The sequence below is a fragment of the Streptomyces sp. NPDC006372 genome (assembly GCF_040612515.1).
Classification (GTDB): domain Bacteria; phylum Actinomycetota; class Actinomycetes; order Streptomycetales; family Streptomycetaceae; genus Streptomyces.
Window position 1 is genome coordinate 37,568 of sequence record NZ_JBEXQJ010000021.1, and the last position, 23,246, is coordinate 60,813.

19 protein-coding genes and 8 pseudogenes are annotated in these 23,246 nt (G+C 69.1%); 5 read left to right on the forward strand and 22 right to left on the reverse strand.

What is annotated here, in order from left to right:
- Nucleotides 1-202: 202 nt before the first annotated feature.
- On the reverse strand, nt 203-640 hold the full coding sequence (locus ABZ016_RS26875) for a hypothetical protein (protein ID WP_356919262.1): 438 nt from the start codon (nt 638-640) through the stop codon (nt 203-205).
- A 923-nt stretch (nt 641-1,563) separates the two neighbouring features.
- Nucleotides 1,564-2,235 (reverse strand): AMP-binding protein, encoded by a 672-nt coding sequence (locus ABZ016_RS26880; protein WP_356919361.1) that lies wholly within the window; start codon nt 2,233-2,235, stop codon nt 1,564-1,566.
- A 197-nt stretch (nt 2,236-2,432) separates the two neighbouring features.
- Here ABZ016_RS26880 and ABZ016_RS26885 point away from each other — a divergent pair.
- Nucleotides 2,433-3,015, forward strand: a pseudogene (locus ABZ016_RS26885) (transposase family protein).
- 39 nt (nt 3,016-3,054) lie between these two features.
- Here the strand turns inward: ABZ016_RS26885 and ABZ016_RS26890 are convergent.
- Entirely contained in the window at nt 3,055-3,813 is a 759-nt protein-coding gene (locus tag ABZ016_RS26890; protein WP_356919263.1) for a hypothetical protein, read from the reverse strand.
- A gap of 244 nt (nt 3,814-4,057) precedes the next feature.
- Here ABZ016_RS26890 and ABZ016_RS26895 point away from each other — a divergent pair, with 244 nt between their 5' ends.
- Both ABZ016_RS26895 and ABZ016_RS26900 read left to right on the forward strand, forming a co-directional pair.
- Nucleotides 4,058-4,339: a helicase associated domain-containing protein gene (locus tag ABZ016_RS26895; protein WP_356919362.1), complete on the forward strand. Its 282-nt coding sequence runs from the start codon at nt 4,058-4,060 to the stop codon at nt 4,337-4,339.
- Nucleotides 4,340-4,965: 626 nt separating this feature from the next.
- Complete coding sequence (locus ABZ016_RS26900; protein ID WP_356919264.1) at nt 4,966-5,370, forward strand: ALF repeat-containing protein; 405 nt, start codon at nt 4,966-4,968, stop codon at nt 5,368-5,370.
- 588 nt (nt 5,371-5,958) lie between these two features.
- Here the strand turns inward: ABZ016_RS26900 and ABZ016_RS26905 are convergent.
- On the reverse strand, nt 5,959-6,435 hold the full coding sequence (locus ABZ016_RS26905) for an ATP-binding protein (protein ID WP_356919265.1): 477 nt from the start codon (nt 6,433-6,435) through the stop codon (nt 5,959-5,961).
- 174 nt (nt 6,436-6,609) lie between these two features.
- Between ABZ016_RS26905 and ABZ016_RS26910 the strand changes: the two genes are divergently transcribed.
- The gene (locus tag ABZ016_RS26910; protein ID WP_356919266.1) at nt 6,610-6,975 is read left to right on the forward strand and encodes an STAS domain-containing protein; all 366 of its coding nucleotides are present in this window, start codon (nt 6,610-6,612) and stop codon (nt 6,973-6,975) included.
- 3 nt (nt 6,976-6,978) lie between these two features.
- Here ABZ016_RS26910 and ABZ016_RS26915 read toward each other — a convergent pair whose 3' ends face one another.
- The 3 genes from ABZ016_RS26915 to ABZ016_RS26925 all read right to left on the reverse strand — a co-directional run bounded on the left by ABZ016_RS26915 (nt 6,979) and on the right by ABZ016_RS26925 (nt 8,447).
- The gene (locus ABZ016_RS26915) at nt 6,979-7,317 is read right to left on the reverse strand and encodes an ANTAR domain-containing protein (RefSeq protein WP_356919267.1); all 339 of its coding nucleotides are present in this window, start codon (nt 7,315-7,317) and stop codon (nt 6,979-6,981) included.
- 54 nt (nt 7,318-7,371) lie between these two features.
- On the reverse strand, nt 7,372-7,494 hold the full coding sequence (locus tag ABZ016_RS26920) for a hypothetical protein (protein ID WP_356919268.1): 123 nt from the start codon (nt 7,492-7,494) through the stop codon (nt 7,372-7,374).
- 68 nt (nt 7,495-7,562) lie between these two features.
- Nucleotides 7,563-8,447, reverse strand: a complete 885-nt coding sequence (locus ABZ016_RS26925) for an RNA polymerase sigma-70 factor (protein WP_356919269.1) — start codon at nt 8,445-8,447, stop codon at nt 7,563-7,565.
- A gap of 248 nt (nt 8,448-8,695) precedes the next feature.
- On the opposite strand from ABZ016_RS26925, the gene ABZ016_RS26930 reads away from it, so the two are divergent.
- Complete coding sequence (locus ABZ016_RS26930; RefSeq protein WP_356919270.1) at nt 8,696-9,175, forward strand: carboxymuconolactone decarboxylase family protein; 480 nt, start codon at nt 8,696-8,698, stop codon at nt 9,173-9,175.
- Between the two features lie 395 nt (nt 9,176-9,570).
- Here the strand turns inward: ABZ016_RS26930 and ABZ016_RS26935 are convergent, their stop codons facing one another.
- From ABZ016_RS26935 to ABZ016_RS27005, 15 genes and pseudogenes are all read right to left on the reverse strand, one after another.
- Nucleotides 9,571-9,729, reverse strand: coding sequence for a transposase family protein (locus ABZ016_RS26935; RefSeq protein ID WP_356919363.1), 159 nt, complete (start codon nt 9,727-9,729; stop codon nt 9,571-9,573).
- A gap of 257 nt (nt 9,730-9,986) precedes the next feature.
- A complete protein-coding gene (locus tag ABZ016_RS26940) occupies nt 9,987-10,772 on the reverse strand; it encodes a sulfite exporter TauE/SafE family protein (RefSeq protein ID WP_356919271.1) in 786 nt (261 codons plus the stop codon).
- Between the two features lie 76 nt (nt 10,773-10,848).
- Nucleotides 10,849-11,143, reverse strand: a pseudogene (locus tag ABZ016_RS26945) (cation transporter); the annotation flags it as partial.
- 283 nt (nt 11,144-11,426) lie between these two features.
- A pseudogene (locus ABZ016_RS26950) lies at nt 11,427-11,926 on the reverse strand (transposase family protein); the annotation flags it as partial.
- Between the two features lie 162 nt (nt 11,927-12,088).
- Complete coding sequence (locus ABZ016_RS26955; RefSeq protein WP_356919272.1) at nt 12,089-12,286, reverse strand: hypothetical protein; 198 nt, start codon at nt 12,284-12,286, stop codon at nt 12,089-12,091.
- A gap of 205 nt (nt 12,287-12,491) precedes the next feature.
- Nucleotides 12,492-14,612 carry a PQQ-dependent sugar dehydrogenase gene (locus ABZ016_RS26960; RefSeq protein WP_356919273.1) on the reverse strand — a complete coding sequence of 707 codons (2,121 nt, stop codon included), beginning with the start codon at nt 14,610-14,612 and terminating at the stop codon, nt 12,492-12,494.
- 202 nt (nt 14,613-14,814) lie between these two features.
- Nucleotides 14,815-15,979, reverse strand: a pseudogene (locus ABZ016_RS26965) (sugar phosphate isomerase/epimerase family protein).
- 52 nt (nt 15,980-16,031) lie between these two features.
- Nucleotides 16,032-16,193, reverse strand: a pseudogene (locus ABZ016_RS26970) (alkaline phosphatase family protein); the annotation flags it as partial.
- Nucleotides 16,194-16,265: 72 nt separating this feature from the next.
- Nucleotides 16,266-17,428 (reverse strand): annotated as a pseudogene (eboE, locus tag ABZ016_RS26975) (metabolite traffic protein EboE).
- Nucleotides 17,427-18,218 (reverse strand): annotated as a pseudogene (locus ABZ016_RS26980) (TatD family hydrolase); the annotation flags it as partial. The pseudogenes ABZ016_RS26980 and eboE, both read right to left, overlap by 2 nt.
- Nucleotides 18,218-18,856, reverse strand: a complete 639-nt coding sequence (locus tag ABZ016_RS26985) for an EboA domain-containing protein (RefSeq protein WP_356919274.1) — start codon at nt 18,854-18,856, stop codon at nt 18,218-18,220. The pseudogene ABZ016_RS26980 and the gene ABZ016_RS26985, both read right to left, overlap by 1 nt.
- Nucleotides 18,853-19,134, reverse strand: a pseudogene (locus tag ABZ016_RS26990) (TIM barrel protein); the annotation flags it as partial. The pseudogene ABZ016_RS26990 and the gene ABZ016_RS26985, both read right to left, overlap by 4 nt.
- A 144-nt stretch (nt 19,135-19,278) precedes the next feature.
- Nucleotides 19,279-20,430 (reverse strand): inositol-3-phosphate synthase, encoded by a 1,152-nt coding sequence (locus tag ABZ016_RS26995; protein ID WP_356919275.1) that lies wholly within the window; start codon nt 20,428-20,430, stop codon nt 19,279-19,281.
- A 520-nt stretch (nt 20,431-20,950) separates the two neighbouring features.
- Nucleotides 20,951-21,958 carry a sugar phosphate isomerase/epimerase family protein gene (locus ABZ016_RS27000; protein ID WP_356919276.1) on the reverse strand — a complete coding sequence of 336 codons (1,008 nt, stop codon included), beginning with the start codon at nt 21,956-21,958 and terminating at the stop codon, nt 20,951-20,953.
- Between the two features lie 32 nt (nt 21,959-21,990).
- Nucleotides 21,991-23,205, reverse strand: a complete 1,215-nt coding sequence (locus ABZ016_RS27005) for a Gfo/Idh/MocA family oxidoreductase (RefSeq protein WP_356919277.1) — start codon at nt 23,203-23,205, stop codon at nt 21,991-21,993.
- Nucleotides 23,206-23,246: the final 41 nt, after the last annotated feature.

Consider the following 23,246-nt stretch of genomic DNA (forward strand, 5'->3'; position numbering starts at 1 on the left):
ACGGGGCCCTGCTGCGCGTTGTGCCCCGTCCCCGAACTCGGTCGTCCAAGCACCGCCGCATACCGGTCCCAGCCTGGAACGACGGACCGGTCCAAAGACCACCAGCCCGGTACACCACTACCTGCACCGCGTAGACTGCGTGACCTCCTGCACCATCGCGATCGCTCAGGCGGCGGCGAGGGAGCAAGCCGTTCGCCAAGGCTCAGGGGTTGGTGACCTTGACGAGTTCCAGGGTTACCGGTCCGTCCACATCCGGGTGCAGGAACACCTTCTTCGGGCTTGCCGTATAGAGCTGGATGTCGCCCAAGGCCTGGTCGTCGCTGGTCTCGTCGGGCACCAGGTACACGAAGTTCGAGTGCGAAGTGGCACTCCAGGTACCGCCGAAGTCGACGGAGGCGGGACCTCCGTGCCACCAGAGGTCGCTCTCCGAGATGCCCGCGACGGAAAACCGCCCGTTGACGTGCAACCGGATCTCTCCGCCCGTCTCGCCGTCGCGGTATGTCCCGGGCAGGCCGACCGGATCGACCACGACCGCGCCAGGCCGCCCACACCCCGAAGCGAACACCGCCACAGCTGCGACGAGCACGGTAACAAACCCGCCTCTGACCGCGGCCCTCGTCCTCACGGTTCTGGCTCCCATGTCCACACGCCCCCTTCCCGAAATCGGACGGCAGGCGTGCCGCCGAATACCTCAATTTGAACATGCTCAAAAATGGGATGCCCCGGGGCCCCGGCGGGCACGCCCGCCCCGCACGGGACACCGCGCGGAACATCGGAGAAGAGTCCCGGATCACAGTCGTCTGCGTCCATGGGGTGCTTGAAGGGGCAGGGGCAGGTGTGGATGCGCTCGGCGGCGAGGAGAGCTGCGACGTGCTCGGAGAAGGGCTTGCAGCAGTGGTGCGGTTGATCGGGGGGATCCGTCGCCGTTGCGGCCTTGCAGGTGGCTCCAGAACCGGCGGCCCTTCCAACCGCACAGGCGGCATTCCATCAGCCAGGGCTGGCCTGCCCCGGGGTAGCCCTACAGCGGCCTCCAGCCGAGCCGCGCAAGACGGGCCATCGCCTCCGCTGCCCGTACCAGGTTGGCCAGGCTCAGGCGCAGCTGGGGGATGAGGCGGGCAAGTAGGAGCGGATGGCCCGCATCCCCTGGATCAGGCTGGCGGGGGTGCGGGGTGCCGGGGACGGGACGGCGGGGCGCCCTGGTCGATGAACGTGACCAGGTGGGCGGCGGCCTGGTGCCGGTCGGCGGCGCCGGGACCATCGAGAGGGACGTCGTCTGCTGTTCGCGATTCCGGCCACGACTCGTACCTGACGGGCCATGAGTGCAACCGAGGTGATTAGGAATGCTCATAACCGGCTATGTCGTCGTCGCTCATGCCTCTGAGGACGACGCGCTGGATCTTGCCACTCGGCGTCTTCGGAAGACGCTCGACTAGTGCACTCTGCGCGGATACGCGTGGACCCCGTACTGGCTGCGCACCAGCGCCTGGAGCCGCTCCACCAATGGAATGCCGCCCTCTTCGCTCGATTGGGGCACGACAAACGCCTCGACGACTTCGCCGCGGATCACGTCGGGCGCCCGACGACGGCCGTCTCGGCCACAGCGGGATCCGTGGTGAGGATGCTTTCGATGTCGAAGGGGGCGATGCGGTAACCCGCGGCCAGGATGACGTCGTCGTCGCGGGAGGCTAAGAAGAAGTGGCCGGCCTCCTCGCGTCCGACGTCTCCAGTGAGATACCAGCTGCCGTCGGCCACGAAGCGTTCCCGTGTGCTCTCGGGTGCGTTCACGTATCCGGTGAACCACATCAGAGGGCTGTTGTCGGCTGAGATCGTGATCGCCTCGCCCGCCGTGCCGGCCGCAAATCCCGGCAGGGCTTGTCCCATCGAGCCCGCAGGCACCTCGCGCAGCAGCCGCGGATCCCAGGCGTTGGCTATCACCTTGCCCTGCTCGGTCTGGCCGAAGTGGTCCCGGACCTGTGTCCCCAGGGCCTCCGGAGCCCACGACGTCACATCGGGGGTCAGCGGCTCGCCGGCCGATGACGCGACACGCAGGCGACGGCTGTCCGTCAGAACCACTCCCTGCTGCTTGAGCGCCCGGTAGATGGTCGGCGCCGCCGCGAAGTTGGTGACGCCGAAGCGGGCACGGGTGGAGAGGGCCAGGCCGCCGGTGCTGGCGGCCCGCTTCTTAGCCTTCGCCCTGATCTGCGGTTGCCACCGCTTCTTGACCTCACGCTCTATGCGGTCCGGGAGGCCGCTTGAGTTTTGCCTCGCCGTAGGCCAGGCGGCTGTCTTCGTCGATGGCGGGGTGGACGTAGTCGAAGCCGACGCTGCTGCGCCGGGCGCGGCCGACTTGGCATGCATAAGCACGGAAGCCGCGTTGGTTCCATGTTCTTCCGCACTCGACCCCGCCCCACGCCTTGGTCGAGTGGGTCACCATGCTCATCGTCACCCGCGAGGGTGACCGCCGCTGCAAGCTTCCACCGCACCAACGTGCCCTGGTCGGCCTGGTGTGCCTGCGACGGCACGAGACTCTCGCTCAGCTCTCGGCCGGGTTCGGCATCTCCGTCGGCCCACGCCCACACCACCACGTTCATCGATCTGCTGGCCGACCGCGCACCCGGCCTACTGCGCGCCCTGCGCGAAGCCGACCCAGACTAAGTTCTGCTCGAACGGCACTCTGGCGGAGTGCGACCGGGTCGGCGACAGCCGGGCAGCCTTCTCCCACAAGCACCGCCGACACGGGATAAACGTGCAGGTGACCGACCTCGCCGGGCAGTTGCTGTGGATGCCTACCTGGGAGCCGACCCGTGGGGGACGACGCCCCTTAGACGTCCACCGAACCGTGGCCTGACGCCGACTCAGCAAGCCGTCACAGGCGCGTTGTCCACGGCGGGGGCACCCGTCGAGCGCGGCGCCGCCCGACTGGACTCGTGGCGGATCTTCCGCCGGTCCCAGTGCAGCCCGAATCGAATGTCGTCAATCTCCGCGGCCGCCCTCACCTTCGAGCGGGAGCGCTGAAAAGACTCAGTGAAACTACCCAGACATTCTGAACAATTCTCAAGGAATGGATGTACGGGTCACCTCCCTGGCGTTCTCCCAGTGCCGGTCAAAGTACGACTTGAAGTACGCTGCGGCCTCGCTATCCTCAATGCGCATGCCTTGGACTCGGTCGCCGACGGTGAATGCGAGGAAGACCGCGCTCGTGTCCATGATGGCCATGCTCATGAGGTCAGCCTTGATGGGCCAGGTCACCTGGCGAATGCTGTAGCTGCGCAGGTGACGGGTCTGTTCCCGGTGCTGTGCTGTCCAGGTGGCATATCGTCTGGACGAGCCGAGGCAGAACAATCGTCGCACCGATCCGCCGCTGCCCGCCCAGTCGAGTACTGCTTGGAAGTAGTCCGAGAAGGCCGCAGACGATGCACTGAAATCATCCGGTGTTTCAAGTCGCATGTACCAGGCATCCATATGGCTGGGGTGGCGGTTGACGAGATAGTCGACCTCCGCCTTATAGAAGGCCGCCGCGTCCGGATAGTGCTCTATACGTGATGAGTTCGCCTGATCGAAGTCGCGCCGCAGCAGTTTGACTTCGGTTCGGAGATCGGCCAGTTCTTGCCGCGCCGCGGTGATGGGGACGAGGGAGCGCAGGATTGCGTAGACCGCCGTGAACAGGAATGGCATCTGCCAGGCGGCAGACAGGCCGAAGAGCGCAGCGGTCACTGATCCGCAGATGGCGACAAGACAAGCGATGGCCAGCCCTCGCTGATCCCAGCGCTCCAACAAGTTCCCTTGCCCCGACGCGGGCCGCGAACCAGCCATGCACACCTCACAGACTCTCCGACTACGTACGTCCAGTGGGTGAGCCCCCGTTGAGCTCAATTCCCTGCGCTTGTCGAGCTCAATCGCGGCCGGTTCGTAGAGCGCGACCGCTCTGGTCGCCAATTCGCGCGCTCACTCGCCAACTGAAGCGTTCAGTCACACCGTCTGAGCTGGGCAACCTGGGATGCCGCACCCAGAGGTCGAACTCGAGGTGCTCGACGGCGAACCCGACCTGGCACCTGACATGGCAGCGCCACTACTAACGCGCCCGCGACGCCGCAGCCGCCTCGGGCACCGTCCCGATCTGAGGCCAGTCTTCGAGACGGCGCTGGCACACGCGCGGGCCTGGCACGCTGAGGACGGCCATCTCGCAGCTCCCCGTGACACCCGGCATGACGGCTACCCGCTGGGCATGTGGCTGTTCAGCCAACGCAACCGAGAGAAAGAACGCGCCCGAGCGGGTATGCCGCCCTCACCCCACCTGACCGAACTCTCCGCGATCGACCCCGGGTGGAACCCGCCGTGAAACCTGCACTGGCAGCGCAGCTACTACCGCGCCCGCGACCACGTCCAAGCGGGCCGCCCCTTCCACCCCGCCGCCCTACCCCCCTCCCCCAGCACCGATCTGGGACGCGCAAAGTCCTCTACCGAGCCCCCGTCTCCGGAGCCCAGGGCCACCGCGACGGGCATCCTGAGCGGCAGCGGGGGCAGCAGGCGGCTTCTCCGGCGCACAGTTGTGGCGGGAGCGCTGGATCGAGCACGCGGGCACCGTGGCCGCGTACCCCGAGGCGTTCGTGTCCTCCACGCAGAACACCGACGCCCCGGCCTGGCCTGGCCTGGTCCGCGCCGAGGGTCACTGCAGGCCCGGCGGACAGTTTTTCGCCCTCGCTCTTCAGGCCGGGCACGGGGGGTGTGGCGGTGGCGTCGGGAATGCTGAAGCCGTGGCGTTCGCATCGTTTGAGGAGCCATCGGAGTTGCTGGGCGGCGGTGCGGTGGGCGACGCGGAAGCCTCGGTACCGACCGCCGATGTCGGCCCCTTCCCCCTGCGACGGCCCGGCGTAAAAAGATGGTGACAGGTGAGTGGAAGTGGATCTACCTTCAGGCGTCCAACTGGTCATCCCCTAAGGCAGGTTCATTGTGAGAATGTCCCGCATGGCGGTCACCGTTGCGGCGGTCGCCGTCGTTCCGGCGCTCTTATTCGCCGCCCCCGCCGTGGCCGCCGGCAGCGCCCCCACCCGCGCCACCGCCGTCGCAGACGACCCCAACGACCTCAGGGTCGCGATCGTTCAGCTCATGTCCCGTCCCGAAGCGGGCACGGAGGTGCTCGAGAAGGGCCGGAAGGCTCTGAACGGCACGATCGAGGACATGCGCGCCTTCCTGGAGACCGGCTACCGCCTCGCACAGGCCCAAGACGACCGCGTCGCCCTCGCTCAGCTCATCTCCAAGCCCACGTCGAGCCCTGCGCTGCGGACAGCCGCCCGCAAGGTTCTCAGCGTCGGCAACCCCGAGGAAATGCGCTGGTTCCTGGAAGTCGGCCAGTACCAGGTCGCCGGCTAGGGGTCGTGAATCACGGCTGATGTTGCCGGGCAACTGTGCGTTCGATCGACTGGATGAGGCTCAGACGTTTCTTGGTGGGGTCAGGGGGTGTCAGCGAGCTCTCCGATCTGGTGGGCGAGGTGCGAGGGTGGGGTGGTGACGGGGCGTCCGCCGGCGGGAGAAGGGTGTGAGCTGGATGTGGGTGTCCAGGTTGACGGCCTGGTACGCCCAGTGGTCGGCGTCGCGGAGTTCGCCGCGGCCCAGGTCGGAACAGGTGGAGGCAGTGGGCCGCGGTGGCGTTCCCGGCGCCGGCCGCGTACTGCCACCACCACTGCGCCTGCACAGGAGCGCTTCCGCCTGGGCCTGGAGGTCTTTGTCGGCTCGGTCGAGCATGATCGGGAAGTAGTCCTCGGGTGCATGGCGCAGATCACGGCACGTGAGGTTTGATCGGCTCATGTCAGCACCTCAGCCGCGGCGACGGCCTCCAACGGGCTCAGCTGGGCGGGGGTGGGGGGCATCGGTGCAGGCACCACCGTGCTCGACAGCGCCGCCGTGCGGGTGATGCAGGAGGGCGGGCGCCAACAGATGGGTGCTGCACGCCGGGGGGAGTCACGCCAGGCACCGGGCAGGAGTGTCGTTGGATACGCCGGTCAAGGCAATGCGGGCCGTGATGCGCTTACCGACCGCCTCCTGATCGACGGACAGCCCCGCCGTCACCGCCTTGACGATCTCCAGGCCGTGGCCGCCGATCCTGCCGGGGTCCGCAGCCCGGGCGGCCGGGACCGTGGGGTCGCTGTCCCACACGGCCACTTCCACGGCTTCGGCGGTGAGTCCCAGCTCCACCAGGACAGGGCCCGGAGCGTACTTGCAGGCGTTGGTGACCAGCTCGCTCACCACGAGCTGGGTGAGGTCCTTCGCGCGCGCCGGCACCATCAGGCCGTAGTCGTCGCCGGCCTGGTCGAGGAAGGCGGCGGCGTGCTGGCGGGCGTCGGCGATGCAGCCGTCCTCGCCGCCCAGGGCGAAGCCGACACGCACCAGGTGCTGGTCCGGCGCCGTACAGCCACAACGGTCTACATCAGATTCCACTGGCCTCGCCCTCACTCCCCCGTTTCGTGCACCGGTACCCCCTCTGCCGCCATGCATGCCGGACGGGTGGTGTTCGAAAACCGCCACGCGAATGCATCCGGCCGGATACGTGGGGCAGAATCATCCGCGCGTGTCCTGAACCGGGGACAAGCCTAAATCGCAGTCGAGGAGACCGTGACCTACATCGAACCAGCGGACCGGCCAGAACGGCTCTTGGTCGAACACCGCACGCTCTCGGGCATCCGTGTAGTGACGCTGCGGGGCGAGATCGACCACGACGTCCAGGACGTCCTCAGACAAGCCCTGCTGGCTGAGGACACCACGGTGCCGCCGCGCATTGTGGCAGATCTCAGTGGTGTGACCTTCATGGACTCCAGCGGCATCAACGTCTTCGTCGCCGCCTACCAGCAAACGAGCGACACAGGCGGGTGGGTGCGCATCGCCGGGGCACAGGAATCCGTCCTGCGCGTCCTGCAACTGGTCGGCGTCGACACCCTCATCCCCTGCCACCCCACCACCGAACAGGCCCTGACCACCTGACCGCTACCCGGCCTGATGCGAGTCGTACGCTCCGCGCGAGCGCCGCTGCACGGCCTCGTCCAGCTCCTCGGCCACCGGCCCCGGCAGTGGCTTCCCCAGCGCCCAGCCGATCACCGACTCGGCCACCGAGTGCAGCTTGATGTTGGTCTGCTGGGAAATCTCACGCAGCACCTCGAACCCAGCCGCCGGCAGAATCCGGTGGACCGCGATGAGAACACCGATGGCCTGGTCGACCGTGGCATGAGAGCCGACCGCCTGGCGTAGCTGGGCGTTCTCCTGCTCCAAGCCGGTGACCAGGGCACCACTGTTCTCGGGCAAGGGCCGCTGCGTGTGGGAGGTCATCACCAACCGGCACTCCATCGGGGACAACGTCTACCGCAACGCCTGCCCGCAACCTCAGCGGTAAGACACCCGTCTTCCGGCCAACAACATCAGCCGTACTGCCGGCCGCCCGCCGGAATCACCGGCCATCACGATCTCAAGACGGTGCTTGCCGACCCAGCCCACGTCCGCAGCCATGGCCCGAACGTAGTGACCATCGGCAGCCGGATGCCAGGGCGAGCCGACACGCCAACCTCCTGCTGCCGTCAAGAAGACCTCGGGCTTAGAGGCGCAAGGTGGTCCCCCCGCTCCAGATGCGACAGCTTCTCGGGATTGCGCACGGCGTAGAGCCCGGTGATGATGCCGTCGTCGATGCGCATCGCCATGACGGTGTCGATCTCGCCGCCCAGCCGGACGATCAGCGCCGGGTCGCCGTTGACCTGTGCCGGCTGCAGCGACATCGCGGCGGCGATCCTGCTCAGGACGTGGGCCACCTGGTCGGCCCCCACGACGGGCGCCAGGGCGGCCTGCACGACTCCACCGCCGTCGGTCAGCAGGACGACGTCCGGCGCGAGGATGTCGAGCAGGCGTCGCAGGTCGCCCGTCTCGACCGCCCGTTGGAACGCCTCGACGGTGCGGCGAGTCTCTGCAGCGGAAGCAACCCCGCGCGGCCGGCGCGCGGCGACGTGGGTTCGTGCCCGGTGGGCGATCTGGCGGACTGCGGCCGGGCTCTTGTCGACGGCTTCGGCGATCTCGTCGTAGGCCAGGTCGAACACCTCTCGCAGTACGAACACCGCCCGCTCAGTCGGGGTGAGGGTCTCCAGCACCAGCAGCATCGCCATCGAGACGCTGTCGGCCAACTCGATGTCCTCGGCCACGTCGGGCGCGGTCAGCAGCGGTTCGGGCAGCCAGGGGCCGACGTAGGACTCCTTGCGTCGGCCGAGCGAACGCAGATGGCTCAGAGCCTGCCGGGTGGTGATCCGGACCAGGTACGCGCGCTCGTCCCGCACGGTGTCGGGATCGACGCCCACCCAGCGTAACCAGGCCTCCTGCAGGACGTCCTCGGCGTCGGCGGCCGAGCCGAGCATCTCGTAGGCGACAGTGAACAGCAGGTTGCGGTGGGCGACGAACGCCTGAGTAACGCTATCCATGCGGTCGCCACGAGCGACCGGTTCTGATGTGTCCCTTGTCCAGTCGCTCACAGTTCGGTCGGTCATCGCCGGCTCCTGTCCGTTCGCTCTCAACTGCGCCGTACACCAGACGCCGGCTCCCACAGCTTTGTGACACCCGCGACCGGTGACGCACGCCACATCACCGCGCCGTCACAAGAACCGGGCCGTCGGCATCTTGTGTTCGTCCAGTGCAGCAAGCACGCAACACCACGAGTGAGGACGACGTCATGGAACCTCGTTTCAACCTGTTCGACAGCCCGACCGCCGCGAAGGTCGCCAAGCGGTTCTACAACACCTCATTGGTCCTGGAAGGGCCGACGCTGCCGAAGGTCCTGCGGGAACTGGTGGAGCTGCGGGTCGGCCAGATCAACGGCTGCGGCTTCTGCGTCGACGTCCACACCAAGGAGGCTGCAGCCGCCGGTGAAACCGCGCTCCGGCTCAACCTGGTCGCCGCCTGGCGGCACAGCACCGTGTTCACCGAGGCCGAGCGGGCCGCGCTGGCGCTCGCCGAGGAAGGAACGCGGCTCGGCGACCACGGCGTGTCCGACGACACCTGGGCCGAGGTGCGTAAGCACTACGACGACGACCAGGTCGGTGCGCTGGTCTGCCTGGTCTCCCTGATCAACGCGGCCACCCGGATGAACGTGATCGTGCACAATCCGGGGGGCTCGTACAAGCCCGGCATGTTCGCCAGTACGTCGAGCTGACCGGCAGGCGAAACCCGGCCCGTCCCGGGACCGTTCGATCCGGGCCGGCACATGCCACGGACGACAAGGATCCGCACCGTTCCTGCCTGCTGAAGGGATCGTCAGATGGCCTACCAGGTGGTGGCGATCCTCAAGCTGGGCCCGGCCAGTATGAGGATCCGCCAGTTCTTGAGGTGGGCGAAGCCGTGTTCGACCGGTGCGCGTCCGACGGCAAGGAGCCGGCTGGAGTCTTCTGGCTGGGGGTGAGCTTGTGGGTGCGGCTGGCGTGGAAGCCGGTGACGATCACCGGATCGCGTACGTCGTTGTCCAGGCCGCGGAAGCCGAGATCTGCCGGCGCCCCAAGGCCGGCGGCGCGCAGGTGGGCCCGGATGCGGTCGTGGCGGGAGGCGGTGCTGTCATGGGTGCGGCCGGGCGGCGGATATCCAGGTCGGCCGCCCTCTCTCGTCGGTCAGGGCGACGAAGTGCAGGCCGTGATGGTGGTGCTTTGCGGAGTAGTTCCGCCGATCGGCCTTTCCGGTGCGACGCTGGGTGGGGATGAAGGTGCCGCCGATCAGAACCCTCCCGGGCCTTTCCGACTCCCTGACCCTCTGTTACTTCTGCCCGCGCTCTCGGCCCGCTGCCCCACGTCCTCTTCACCCACCGCCTCCCCTTCTCGCTGCTGCTTTCATGACAGCTCCCTACTGCTGCGGCGGGCGTCTGTGATGAACGGTTCTTGCGGGGCCGGGATGTCCAAATGGGGTTCCTGGTTGTCTGTTGGCCAATGTCAACGTCAGCGGAGGGCTCTTGGTCGTGACTTTGCAACCGGCGTGGCTCAGTACAGGGTCTGGGCGGCGTACAGGGCCCCTAGGACTGCGGCAAGGGTGCCAAGGAGCAGGCGGAGGGCTCGTTCGGGCAGGTGGGGTTGAAGACGGGCGCCGAGGTAGCCGCCGATCAGTCCGCCAGTGCCGCAGGCGAGGCCGAGCCACCAGTCGGGGGCGACGTCTCCGGAGCCGACGAGCGAAAGGAGTGCGTAGGCGGCGGCGCCGACGACGGAGGTGGTGAAAGTGGCGGCGAGCGCGGCTGGGGCAACGCGCGCGACGGGCAGACCACGTCCGGCGAGGATCGGGCCCAGGAGAGAGCCGCCGCCGATGCCGTAAATGCCGCCGACCACACCGACCGTGAGAGCAAGGCCGGTCAGCGTGCGCGGGGGCAACTCGCCCGACGGCAGCGGCCGGTGGTGTGACGGGGCGAGGGCGCGCAGGCACAGCCACAGCCCGAGCGGCAGCAGCAGGACGGCGATCAAGAGCCGGAAGACGTCGGGGCCGGGGAGGGCGAAGACACGGATGAGGGCGCCGAGTACGACGCCGGGCAGCGTGCCCAGAACCAGGCGCCGGGCGAGGTCACCATGCTGGGCGCCGTTGCGGCGGTAGCGCCACAGGGCTCCGGGTCCGGCCACGACGTTGAACAGCAGATTGGTCGGGGTGATGGCGGGGTTGGGCACGCCGAAGAGGCTCAACTGGACCGGGAGGAGGAACACCGCGCCGGACACGCCGACCGGGGCGGTCACGATCGCGATCAGCAGGCCGGCGGCCAGTCCTGCCGCCCATGTCCAGTCCACCGTTACCCCTGCCCGTCGAGCGTCCAGCCAGTATCAGCGCGTCAGACAACAGTGCGGGCATTCCGCAACGAAATGTTCATGAGCAGCAAGCGCAGCCGGGCCGGCAGCCGTACGCGACCGCAGCAGAGTCTGTTGGAGCGGCCCTGGCGGCGCAACAACCCTTGCCCTGCCAGGCGTCGTGGTCTTCCTTGACGGCGATGGCGGCGACAGCCAGGGCGGCGACGGGGTCGGCCCAGGACCAACCGAGCGTGGCCTTGAGGGCTAGACCGACAAGGAGTATCAGCGAGATAGGTACACAGGAGAGTCTGCTTGGAGTCGGCCACGGCGCTGGCCGAGCCCAGTTCACGTCCGGCGCGGCGCTGGGCGGCGGATCGGCGAAGGGCTGCGCCATCGACGACATCCTGACCGGCGGTGTCCTCGAACCGCTGTTGGTGGCCACGCCGAACTCCACGAGCCACACTCGACTCGCCTACGCTCTGCTTCAGAGCCGCGGCCAGTTCCCCCCTGACGCCCCCAAGACCCTGCGGAGCATCGAGAAGCGTGCCGGGCAGGTGAGCCCGGCTGAACTCGTCGGCCGATTCGAGGTGAAGTGCAAGCCGATCCGCGACCTGCTCGTCGGCTACTTGACCGAGCGCCAGCCCTCAGTCGACTACGTCACCTTGGTGCAGCTGTCCAGATGCTGGAGGTGCGGTCGGAGACGATGCCGGCGATGGCTCGGTAGGTGTCGGGCAGGCGGTCGCGGCGGTGGGTCCAGCGCATCAGTTGCTTCCAGCGTTTGTGATCTGCCAGGGCGTATTCGACGGTGATGCGGTCGGAGGAGTGCCAGTGGCGGTCGCGTTCCCCTTGTTCGACTCGTCCGGGCAGTGCTCCGGGCCGTGGCTTTCCTGGCGGGGTGATCGCCTGACCGGGGTGATCCCGTCCCAGGCCGAGGTAGCCGTCGTCGCGGAGAACCTCCACTTCGGGGAAATGCTGGAAGCAGACGGCGACGCCTTCGTTGCGGGCAGCTGTGACGTCGTGCATACGTCCAGGTCGCAGGGCATCGGTCCATAACGTGCGGCCACGCCGGTCGGGCCGGTCGGTGGCCTGCGGACCTGGATCTCGGTGGCGTCCAAGCGGAGCTCGATGCCCTCGGCCCGGGCGTAGGCGAAGTGCTCTCGTCGACGAGCACGGCGCCGTCGGCGGTCACCCGGTCCGCGGGGCCTGCGATGACACGGTCGGCGGTGATCAGTAACGTGTTCACGGGAGTGAGGGTCTCCCCCACGTGGGGGTCTCCCCTCGTGCCTGCTGCTTCCCGGCGAAGCGCTCCGCGAGCCCTCCTACGGGAACTGCTTCTCCTCGCGGCCGATGTCGTCGATCGGGCCGAGGATCGTCCAGCCGGGCCCGAGGGGGCGGGTGGAGCGGAAGCAATGGGCGTCCGCGTACTCCTCGGCCTCCTCCGCGGTGTCCTCGGGGGCGCGCATGATCGTGTAGCGCGGGGGGTCCTCGGTATAGAAGCGGTAAAACGTGTACGGCACGTGTGGTGAGTGGACGTACGTGCTGGAGGACTGGGGCATGGCAACCTGGGCGACCGGCTACCAAGTCAAGGCCGAGTCGATGCTTCCCTGCGAGGGCCGGGAGACCTCTCTGCATCCTTGTCCATGATCCGTATGTCGCCCGGGTCGCAGTGCCACGGCAGCGGGGCAGCCCTGGGTGGGCGCCCCGCCGCGGCGTCGCCGTCGGTCAGTCGGCCGGGGTCAGTGCGACCTCGGCGCTGCCCGTGAGGGACGGCAGGCCGTCCGGGGGCGTGTCCGTGTAGGTGGCGTTGAAGACCGCCTTGAGGTTGTCCGAACCGGAGTGACCGCCGTCCACGAACGTCTTGAACGATCCGGAGCAGCCGTTGCTCGTCGACAGCGGGTGGCCGTGCGAGTCGTGGCCGAGGATGAACGAGACGCTGACCTTCGCGCAGTCCACCGGCTGGTCATCGGTGACGGTGACCTGCCAGGTGACTGTGTCGCCCCAGTGGAACGCCGTGCCGCCGTGCGGAGCCGGGTCGGTGGTGAGTGAGACGACCGGTGCCTTGTTGCCGACGACGACGGGAACGGACGCGGAGGCCGAGCGCCCGGTGCTGTCGGTGACCTTCAGCGTGGCGTCGTAGACGCCGTTCTTGGTGAACGTGTGCTTCGGGTTCGCCTCCCTGGAGTCCACGGTGCCGTCGGCGTCGAAGTCCCAGGCGTAGCGGAGGGCGTCACCGTCGGCGTCCTTCGTGCCGGCGCTGGAGAGCTGGACCGTCAGCGGGCTGGTGCCGTTGACTACGTCCGCGGCGACCTTGGGCTCCGGGGTGCGGTTGCCCCGGGTGAAGTCGATGCGGGAGAGCTGGGCCTCGGGCAGTTCCGCGAAGTACCCGGTGCCGTACTCGAGGACGTACAGCGCGCCGTCCGGGCCGAATTCGGCGTCGATCGGGCCGTCCGTCTTGATCGAGGGGATCGCGTCCTCGATCTTCTGGACCTCGTTCTTCTTGCCGAGGGTGATGGCCTTCATCTGGTCGCGGGTCCACTCGTAGAAGAGCGGCTTGCCGTCGAAGTACTGGGGCCAGCGGTTCTGGGCCTTGTTCCGCTGGTCGTAGCGGTACGCCGGGCCGCCCATGGGACCTATGCCGCCCGTGCCGAGTTCGGGGAACGTCGGGGAGGCGTCGTAGCCGTAGACGATCTCCGCGTCCGTGACCGGGGGCAGCACGCTCCGGCCGGTGTTGTGCCGCGAGTCGTTGACCGGCTTGGCGCAGTTGAACGCGCCGCTGGAGGTCTTGGTGGCGAAGTCGTAGTCCTGGTACGGCTGGTCCTGGGTCACGCAGAACGGCCAGCCGTAGTTGGCGGGGCGGTCGATGACCATCCAGCGCCCCTGGCCGGCGGGGCCACGGTCGGGGTTGGCGGTTTTGGCGTCGGGTGAGTAGTCGCCGACGTAGACCTCGCCCGTCTTGTCGTCCACCCCGAAGCGGAACGGGTTGCGCAGACCCATCGCGTAGATCTCCGGGCGGGTCTTCGGTGTGCCCGGCGCGAAGAGGTTGCCGTCCGGTATCGCGTAGCCGCCGTCGCGCTTGGCCTTGATGCGCAGGACCTTGCCGCGCAGGTCGTTGGTGTTGCCCGCGGTGCGCCGCGCGTCGTAGGCCGGGTTGCGGTCGGGTCGGTCGTCGAGCGGGGCGTAGCCGTCGGAGGAGAACGGATTGGTGTCGTCGCCGGTCGACAGGAACAGGTTGCCCTTGTGGTCGAAGTCGATCTTGCCGCCGACGTGGCAGCAGAGGCCGCGGTCGGCCGGCACGTCGATGATCTTCTGCTCGGTGGTGTAGTCGAGCTTGTTGCCCGCGAGCTTGAACCGCGAGAGCCGTGTGACGCCCTTGTACTTGGCGAAGTCCTCGGCGGTGCCGGACTCCGGTGCGTCCCCTTCGTTGACGCCCGCTGTGGCCGGGTCGTCCATGGGGGTGTCGAGGCGGGGCGAGTAGTAGAGGTAAACCCAGTGGTTCTTGGCGAAGCCGGGGTCGACGGCGATGCCCTGCACGCCTTCTTCGTCGTGCTGGTAGAGCCCGGCGGGGCTCTTCTTCATGTCGGCGGCAAGGAAGTTCACGCCGCTCTTGGGATCGTGGATGCGGACTTCTCCCGTGCGCGCCGTGTGCAGCACTCGCCGGTCGGGCAGGACCGCCAGGGCCATGGGCTCGCCCGGGCGGTCGTTGAGGGTGACCTTCTGGAAGTCCGACGAAGCCGGCGGTCCGGGATCTGACTTGGCGGCCTGGGCTGCGGGGAGGGGCAGGAGCCCGACGGCTCCGGCCAGTGCAGCCGCCCCCACGAGGGTGACGATCCGTCTGTTGCGCACTCAGAACTCCTTTGGTCCGGCCAGCGGAAAAGCCCGGCGAGATGCGTGAGTTGGACGCTAGGGCGCCCACTTTCAACTCGTCAAGGACAAAGTTCCAATCTCCTCAAGGAAAGTTTGCCCTTGCATGTCGTGCCTTTTCGGGCACTCCTGAGAGGCCCGCCCCGCGCCTGGACGCCGGGCGGGCGTCGCACATGACTCTCTGTCAGTTACGGGCGCGCAGGGCCGCGAGATTGTCGTAGCCGATCCGGGCGAATTCCAGGGACTGACCGGGAACGCTCGCGCTCGGCGCGGTGTCCTGCTCGACCATCGGGTTGTGGTAGTTCTTCGCCCCCACCCGCGTGAAGAACTTCCGGTAGTCGATGTCGCCCGTGCCGAACGGCACCATGTCGTAGCCCAGGCCGCTCTGGGGATTGACCACGCCGTCCTTCGCGTGGAAGAGCGGGAAGCGGTTGGTGTTGCGGACCACGAGTCCGGCCGGGTCGAAGACGCGCTCACGCTGCGAGCCGTCGTGGGCGGTGTACGTGTGGAACTTGTACTGGGCCACGTGCGCCCAGAAGACGTCCAGCTCCAGATAGACGCTCTTGGGGTCCGTCACCTTCAGGAAGTACTCCAGCTTCCGGATACCGGAGCTGCGGGTCGGCCGGCCCTCGGCGTCGAGCGGGCCGCCGTCGAGCAGGAAGTCGTAGGCGCTGTCGTGGTTGTGGGTGTAGAGCTTGATGCCTTCACGGCGGGCGATGGCGCCCAGGGTGTTCCACTTCTGCGCGGCGACGTCCCAGTCGGCCCGGTAGGGGGCGCCGGTGGGGTCGCCGCCGGTACCCATGTGCTCCATGCCGAGGATGTTGGCGATCTCCAGGGAGCGCTTGAAGGTGTCCAGGTCGGACGGGGTCAGCGGCCAGGACGCGGGGATGAAGCCGTGGCTGCCCTGCGCCCGCAGACCGTACTCGTCGAGCCAGGAGCGCAGCAGCTTCGCGCCCTGGACGGTGCCCAGATCGGCGCCGCCCGGCGCGCCTGCGTGCTGGCCGTAGCCGGCGAACTCCACCTGGCGGTAGCCGAAGCGCGACAGCTGCTTGAACACCTCGCGGAAACCGGAGGGCAGATCGGAGGCCAGCGGGTCGCGCCCGACCGCGTCTCGCACGGTGTAGAGGATGATGCCCCGCTTGTGGGGCGGGACCAGAGCGGAACGCCCGGCGTCATGACCGGCGGCTTCCGCGGTGTCCTGCGCAAGGGCGGGCGCGGCACCGAAGACCGGGGCGGGCGACCGCCGCGGCGGTGGCGGCCGTGCAGGTGCTGAGGAAACGGCGGCGGCTGACGCCGAGTGCCCGGCGCAGAGCGTCGCCGGTGACGGCCTCGTCGTTGAACGCGGTCACAGTGGTTCTCCCTTTCGTTGTCGCGGTGCTGCGGGTGCCCGGGCTCGCCGCCTCAGGAGAGGCCGGCTAGCCGCAGGAGCAGGGACTTCACTTCGGTGGCCGCTACGCGGCCGGATACTGCGCGGGGGGTGGAGACCAGGACGAGCGGACCTTCTTGGTCGCTCGTGGGGAGACGGCCGTGGCTGCCGCGTATGGGTGAGGCGTCAAGGGGGACGAAGCATGTGGTCCAGGAGACGGGGGGTGAGGCCGACCACGTCGAGCACCAGGAGCGGAGTGGGGCGGGGGCTCATGGCAGCTCCTTCAGGCCGAGGTCCGTCAACAGGTCACGTGCGAGGGTGAGTTCGGCGGCGATGCCCTCGACGAGCTGGGTCCTGGTGGGGGGCGCAGGTCAGGCGGCATTGCCTGCCAGGTGTAGGTCTCCACCTCGAGATGACGGGTGAGCGGCTCCGCGCCTCCCACCAGCCGGGTCAGGGTCTCCTGGAACACGTGCAGGGTGGAGGTGAGCGGTGCGGCGGGCGGGGCGTGCAGGGGGACGTGGAAGTGGGCGCGCCAGGGTGCGTCGTCGGGCAGGGCATCGTCGGCCAGCGCCTCGCCGAGGTCGTCGGTGCCGCGCAGTCCGGCGGCGGTGAGGGTGCGGGTCTGGTGCAGGAAGCGCGGTTCCGCGAAGGCCGCGAGGGCGTCGCGAACCTCCGTCCGGCGGGGTTCCTCGGCGTGCAGGGCCGCCGACAGCTGCGCCTTGGGGATGCCGACACCGGCCGCCTCGAGCGCGGCCAGCGCCGTTGCCGGGTTCTCGAAGGAGGTGGCGAGGTGACACGTGTCGACGCACACACCGATACGGTCGCCGGGCAGGACTGCGAGCGGTCCGATCGCGTCGGCGGTTGTCTCCACCGTGCATCCGGGCTCCGGTTCGAGGGCGATACGGATCGACTTGCCGGTCAGCTCCTCCAGCGCGTCGAGCCGCCCCGACAAAGTGGTCAACGCCGCACCGGCGGTGGTGGCGGCGCGCTCGTCGAAGTCGGTCCGCCAGGCGAGCGGAAGGGTGGAGATGCTCCCCTCGGTGACGTCGTCCGGCAGGAGCGCCGTCAGGAGCCGGGCCAGGTCGGTGGTGTACGCGAGGCGTTCGGTGTCGCTCCAGTTGGGCTGGTAGACGCGGTACTTGACTTCCTGTGCGCCGAACCCCTCGTAGGGAAAGCCGTTCAGGGTGACGACTTCGAGGCCGCGCCGGTCCAGCTCGGCACGCAGTCCTCGCAGCGCCGCCGGGTCGGTGATCAGTGCGCGTGCGGCGTCCTTGGCGAGCCACAGGCCGATGCCCAGGCGGTCGCGTCCCAGGGTTTTGCGGACCGGCTCGCAGTGGTCGCGGAGCTGGGAGAGGTCGCCGTCGAGGGTTTCGGCCGGGTGGACGTTGGTGCAGTAGGCGAGGTGGACGGTGGAGCCGTCCCTCCGGGACATCGAGCCGGAGACGGCCGCTGAGTCCGTAGAAGGCGGCCGGGTTGCGCCACAGCACCTGGTCGACGTCGTCCTCGCCGAAACCGGCCGCGAGCATGGCGTCGGCGACCTTGCGGGTCTTCAACGGGTCGCTCTTCCCCCAGTCGGCGGCCGAGTTGACGAGGACCTTCTCCGTTCCGTAGGTCCTCAGGATCTCGACCATGCGGTCCTCGTCCATCTTGGTGTCCGGGTAGACGGAGAAGCCGAGCCAGCAGCCGCTGTCCTTCGCGTGCTGGACGGTCGTCTCATTGAGATGGTCGAGCAGCACCCGCTCCATGGGCAGGCTCGACTCGCGGACGACGTCCACGGTGCGGTGCAGGCCGGCGAGCTTGTCGCGGTGGGGCGTGTGCACCAGAGCGGGCAGGCCGTGGTCGGCGGCGAGCTGGAGTTGGGCGGCCAGGGCGGTGTCCTCGGCCGGTGTCATGGAGTCGTAGCCGATCTCGCCGACGGCGACGACGCCGTCCTTGACGAGGTAGCGGGGCAGGGCGTCCAGGACCGGCGTGCATCGCGGGTCGTTGGCCTCTTTGGGGTTGAGCGCGATGGTGCAGTGGTGGGCGATGCCGTACTGGGCGGCGCGGAAGGGTTCCCAGCCGAGGAGGGCGTCGAAGTAGTCGAAGAAGGAGGAGGGCGAGGTGCGGGGCTGGCCCAGCCAGAAGGACGGTTCGACGACGGCGCGCATCCCGGCGTCGTACATCGCCTCGTAGTCGTCGGTGGTGCGGGATGTCATATGGATGTGCGGGTCGAAGATACGCATCAAAGCTCCTTGGGCTCTTCGCCCGTCAGGGTCAGCACGCGACCGAGGTCGTCGGGGACTTCGCGGCCGGCGGCTGTTCGCTCGGCGGCGTAGTCGGTGAGCATGCGGGCCAGTTCGCCGTCGCCGGCCGCGCGCTGCGCCAGGCTCGCGACCGCGTCGACGGGGACGCCGGTGAACAGGCACTTCAGGACGGCGTGACGCCAGGCGTGCGGATCGAGGTGGGCTGCGGCGTACGAGCCGACGGCGGCGGAGACGAGCCGGGTGTCGTTGCTGCGCAGAGCGTCCTCGACGAGGTGTACGGCGTGTGGTCCTTCGACCCGGGCCGGCAGCGCCCGGAGCACGGGGCGGCGTTCGGCGGCACTGCCGTGCTGGTAGAGCCGGGTCAGGGTCTCGAGTCCTGCCCTGGCCTCGACCAGCAGCAGCGTACGGACGGCGTCCGCGTTGCCGGGGCCGCAGTACCGCCCGGCGGCGGCGAACCGCAGCTCCCACGTACGGGCGGGGTACGGGGAAGAGGCCGCCGGCGATGCCGGGGCCGCACACGCGGCGTCGGTCAGCGCCTCGTCGAGCCAGGCGCGCGCGGTGTCGTCGGGCAGCGCCGCGGCGACGTCCTCACGGGTCCAGGGAGAGGTTTGCGTCATGCTGCCGGCGCTCCCTTCGTGGTGGTGGCTGCCGCGGACCGGAGGAACTCGATGGAGGATCGGGCCAGTTCAGGCCCGGCGTGGGAGTGGCGGGGCAGTTCGACGACGGTGAGGCCCTGGTAGCCGGTGGCGGCGAGCGCGTCCAGCACGGGCGGGAAGTCGATCTCGCCGTCGCCGAACGGCAGATGCTCGTGCACCCCGCGGCGCATGTCCTCGATCTGCACATGCCGCAGCCATGGGGCGGCCGCACGGACACAGTCGGCGGGCGGATCCGGTTCCCCCCAGGGCGACCAGGCTCCGCTGCACGGGCCCGACGGCCGTCCGGTCAAGCCTCCCGCCTCCGCCGACCTTGCCCTTCGCTGGTCGTGCGGGCTGCGGGGTACGTACCGGGGAAAGGGCGAGTCGGGTCAGGAGGGAGCGGATCACTGCGCCTCCCGCAGGCGGTCGGCGAACGACAGCAGCGCGGTGAACTGGTCCGAGAGGCCCGACGGGCCCGCGTCGGGGTCCTTGAAGTAGAAGCCCAGTTCCGCGAGCGGGCCGGACAGGCCGGCCTCGTGGGCGCGGGCGGCCAGACGGGCCAGGTCCAGGACGAGCGGTGCGGCCAGGGCCGAGTCGCAGCCCTGCCAGATGGTCTGGAGGATCATGCGCGAGCCGAGGAAGCCTTCGAAGGCGATGTGGTCCCAGGCGGTCTTCCAGTCGCCGAGCACCGGTACGTCGTCGATGTGTACCTCGCCCTGCGGCGTGTGCCCGAGGGTGTCGGTCAGGACACGCTCCTTGCCGGCGTTCTTCGCCGCGGCCGCGCCCGGGTCGGCCAGAGCCGCCCCGTCGCCTCCACCCAGCAGATTGGTGCCGGACCAGGCCCGTACTTCCAGGGCGCGCTGGACGAACATCGGGGCGAGTACGGCCCGCAGCAGCGTCTGGCCGGTCTTGCCGTCACGGCCCGCGTGGGGAAGTCCGGCGGCCGCGGCGGCGTTCGTGAGAGCCGAGGTGCGCAGCCCGGTGGACGGCGTGAAGTTGACGTAGGGGCAGCCGGCCCGCAGGGCGGCGGCCGCGTAGAGGGAGCTGGGCGGCAGCCGTACGGCGTCGGGCGCGGGCAGCGGCTCCGTGGAGGAGACGTTGACGACGACCACCCGTGCCAGTGCGCCCCGCACGCGGAACGAGATGAGGTCGGCGGCGAAGTCCGCAATGAGTTCCTCGTCGCTGCGAGTGTCGCCCGGGGCCGGGCCGCCGAGCCGTATCTCCTCGTCCGCGGCTTGAAGCTCGGCGCGCACGGCGGAGGCGAGCCCGTGCGGCAGGACGCCTGCCTCGGTGAGGTGTTCGGCCCGCTTGGGCAGCGGGCAGTGGGCGGTGTCGTGGCCACCGAAGACGAGTGAGGGCAGGGGCGGCAGGCCTGCGCCGTCGAACGGTGGAGTCTCGGTGACCATGCCGGTCGGCGGCCGCAATCCGGCGGTGATCGCCGCGCATCCGGCGACGGCGGTGGTGGCAACCGAGCCGCGGGCTCCGACGAACCAGACGCCTGTGCGTGCGGTCCGCCCGCCGATCTGGGGCTCCGATGTGTTCCCGTCGTTGTTCACGGGCTGCCTCCCTGCCATGTCGATGTTTCGATGTGGTTTGGAGGACGGTGGGTGGGGGCTCGAGTGCCTCCCGCGCCACCGCCGGCATGTGGGCGGCTTTGGCCGCGACCCAGGAGAGCTGCTCCGTGGTTGGCGCGGTTACGGCGTGCGAGTGGGCGGCAATGTGCCGCCGGTGAGGAATGCGGGTTACCTGAGGGGTCTTGGCCCTGCGCTGTGGAGGGCCTTCCTCCGTAGGCCGGTCGAACGAGCGGCGCGCCGTGCGATCTGAATACGCCGTCAGTCTCGAACCACTGTGTGGTGCCTGTGCACGAAGGGACCGTAGCCCTGTTCATCCTTGGCCGGAACCCCTTGCGCATGAAGACGGCGAACTTCTTCCCAGGCCAGGACAAAGCCGTGTCCGGACAGCCCGGACCAGCCCGGCGGCTCTCCGCCCCCGGGCACTGACCTGGTCGGCTCTCAACGGGTCGGGGGAAGGCAGTTACAGGTCGCCCACGCCCCAACTTGGCTTACAGCGGAGCGCCTAGTTGTCGCCGCCTCCGAAGGCGGCGTCGAAGGATGCCGAAGGCGGGTCGAAGTCGAATCGCTTCAGATGGGCGAGTGCCTGCGGCGCACCGACGAGGCGGTCCATGCCGGCGTCCTCCCACTCCACGGAGATCGGCCCGTCATAGCGGATCGAACGCAGCATCCGGAACACGTCCTCCCAAGGGACGTCACCGTGCCCGGCGGAGACGAAGTCCCAGCCGCGCCGCGGGTCACCCCAGGGCAGATGGGAGCCGAGCCGCCCGTTGCGCCCGTCCAGACGCTTGCGGGCCTCCTTGCAGTCGACGTGGTAGATACGGTCCCGGAAGTCGTAGAGGAACCCGACCGGGTCCAGGTCCTGCCAGACGAAGTGGCTGGGGTCGAAGTTGAGCCCGAAGGCCGGGCGGTTGTCCACCGCCTCCAAGGCGCGCTTGGTGGTCCAGTAGTCATAGGCGATCTCGCTCGGATGGACCTCGTGGGCGAAGCGGACGCCCTCGGCGTCGAACACGTCCAGGATCGGGTTCCAGCGCTCCGCGAAATCCTCGTAACCGCGCTCGATCATCCGCTCCGGTACCGGCGGGAACATCGCCACCAGATGCCAGATCGACGATCCGGTGAATCCGACGACCGTGTCGACGCCAAAGGCGGCCGCGGCCCGCGCCGTGTCCTTGATCTCGGCAGCGGCCCGTCGGCGTACGCCCTCCGGCTCCCCGTCGCCCCAGATCCGGGCGGGCAGGATGCCCTGGTGCCGTTCGTCGATGGGGTGGTCACAAACGGCCTGGCCGACCAGGTGGTTGGAGATCGCCCAGCACTTCAGGCCGTACTTCTCCAGCAGGGCGTGCCGACCGGCCAGGTAGGACGGATCAGCCAGAGCCTTGTCGATCTCGAAGTGGTCGCCCCAGCAGGCGAGTTCGAGGCCGTCGTAGCCGAAGTCGGCGGCCAGTCGGCAGACCTCCTCCAACGGCAGATCGGCCCACTGACCGGTGAACAGGGTGAACGGGCGTGGCATGGTGCCTCCGAGCGGGGTTCCTTGCCGGATCTCTACCGGACTTCGGCCTCGACGGCCTGGACAGGGGTGTAGACGGAGTTCTTCTGCGCGCTCTCCTCCACCGCGGCGAGCACCCGCTGCACCTGCAGACCGTCGGCGAACGACGGCATCGGGTCGGTGCCGGACGCGATGGCCTCCACCAGGTCGCGGGCCTGGTGGGCGAAGGTGTGCTCGTAGCCGAGCGCGTGACCCGGCGGCCACCAGCCCTCCAGGTACGGGTGCTCGGCCTCGGTGACGACGATCCTGCGGAACCCCGCCGTGGCGGCGGGCTCCCGATGGTCGTGGAAGGACAACTCGTTGAGCCGCTCCAGGTCGAAGGCGAGCGAGCCGAACTCGCCGTTCACCTCCAGCCTCAGGGCGTTCTTGCGCCCCGACGCCATCCGCGTCGCCTCGAACATGGCGAGCGCCCCCGAGGCGAACCGGCCGGTGAAGACGGCCGCGTCGTCGACCGTGACCGGCCCGCGCCGGGTGGCGCCGGAGGCGGTCAGGCCGGAGGAGGCACCGTCGAGGCGGGGGCGTTCCTTGACGAAGGTCTCCATCTGGGCGGAAACCCCGACCAGCACCTCACCCGCCAGGTACTGGGCGAGGTCGACGATGTGCGCGCCGAGGTCGCCGAGCGCCCCCGACCCCGCGTGCTCCCGCTGCAGCCGCCACGTCAGCGGGAAGTCGGGGTCGACCAGCCAGTCCTGGAGGTAGCTGACGCGTACGTGGCGCAACGTGCCGAGCCTGCCGTCGGCGATGAGGCGGCGGGCGAAGGTGAGGGCGGGCACGCGCCGGTAGTTGAAGCCCACCATGGCCAACTGGCCGCGCGAGCGGGCCGCTTCGGCGGCCGTGACCATGGCCTCCGCCTCGGCGACCGAATTGGCCATCGGCTTCTCGCACAGGACGTGCTTGCCCGCCTCCAGCGCCGCGATCGCGATCTCCGCATGGCTGTCGCCCGGTGTGCAGACGTCGACGAGTTGCACGTCGTCGCGGGCGATGAGGGCGCGCCAGTCGGTCTCCGCGGCGGCCCAGCCGTGCTTGTCGGCCGCCGCCCGCACGGCGTGCGCGTCGCGGCCGGCGATCGCGGCCAGGACCGGCCGCAGCGGCAGGTCGAACACGTGCCCTACGGTGCGCCACCCTTGTGAGTGCGCGGCGCCCATGAACGAGTAGCCGACCATGCCCACGCCGAGTGCCGGCGGTGCGGTCCGACTGTCGCTCTGTTCCATACGGATGTCTCCTCGTCGGAGTGTCACTGACTCATCGCTGT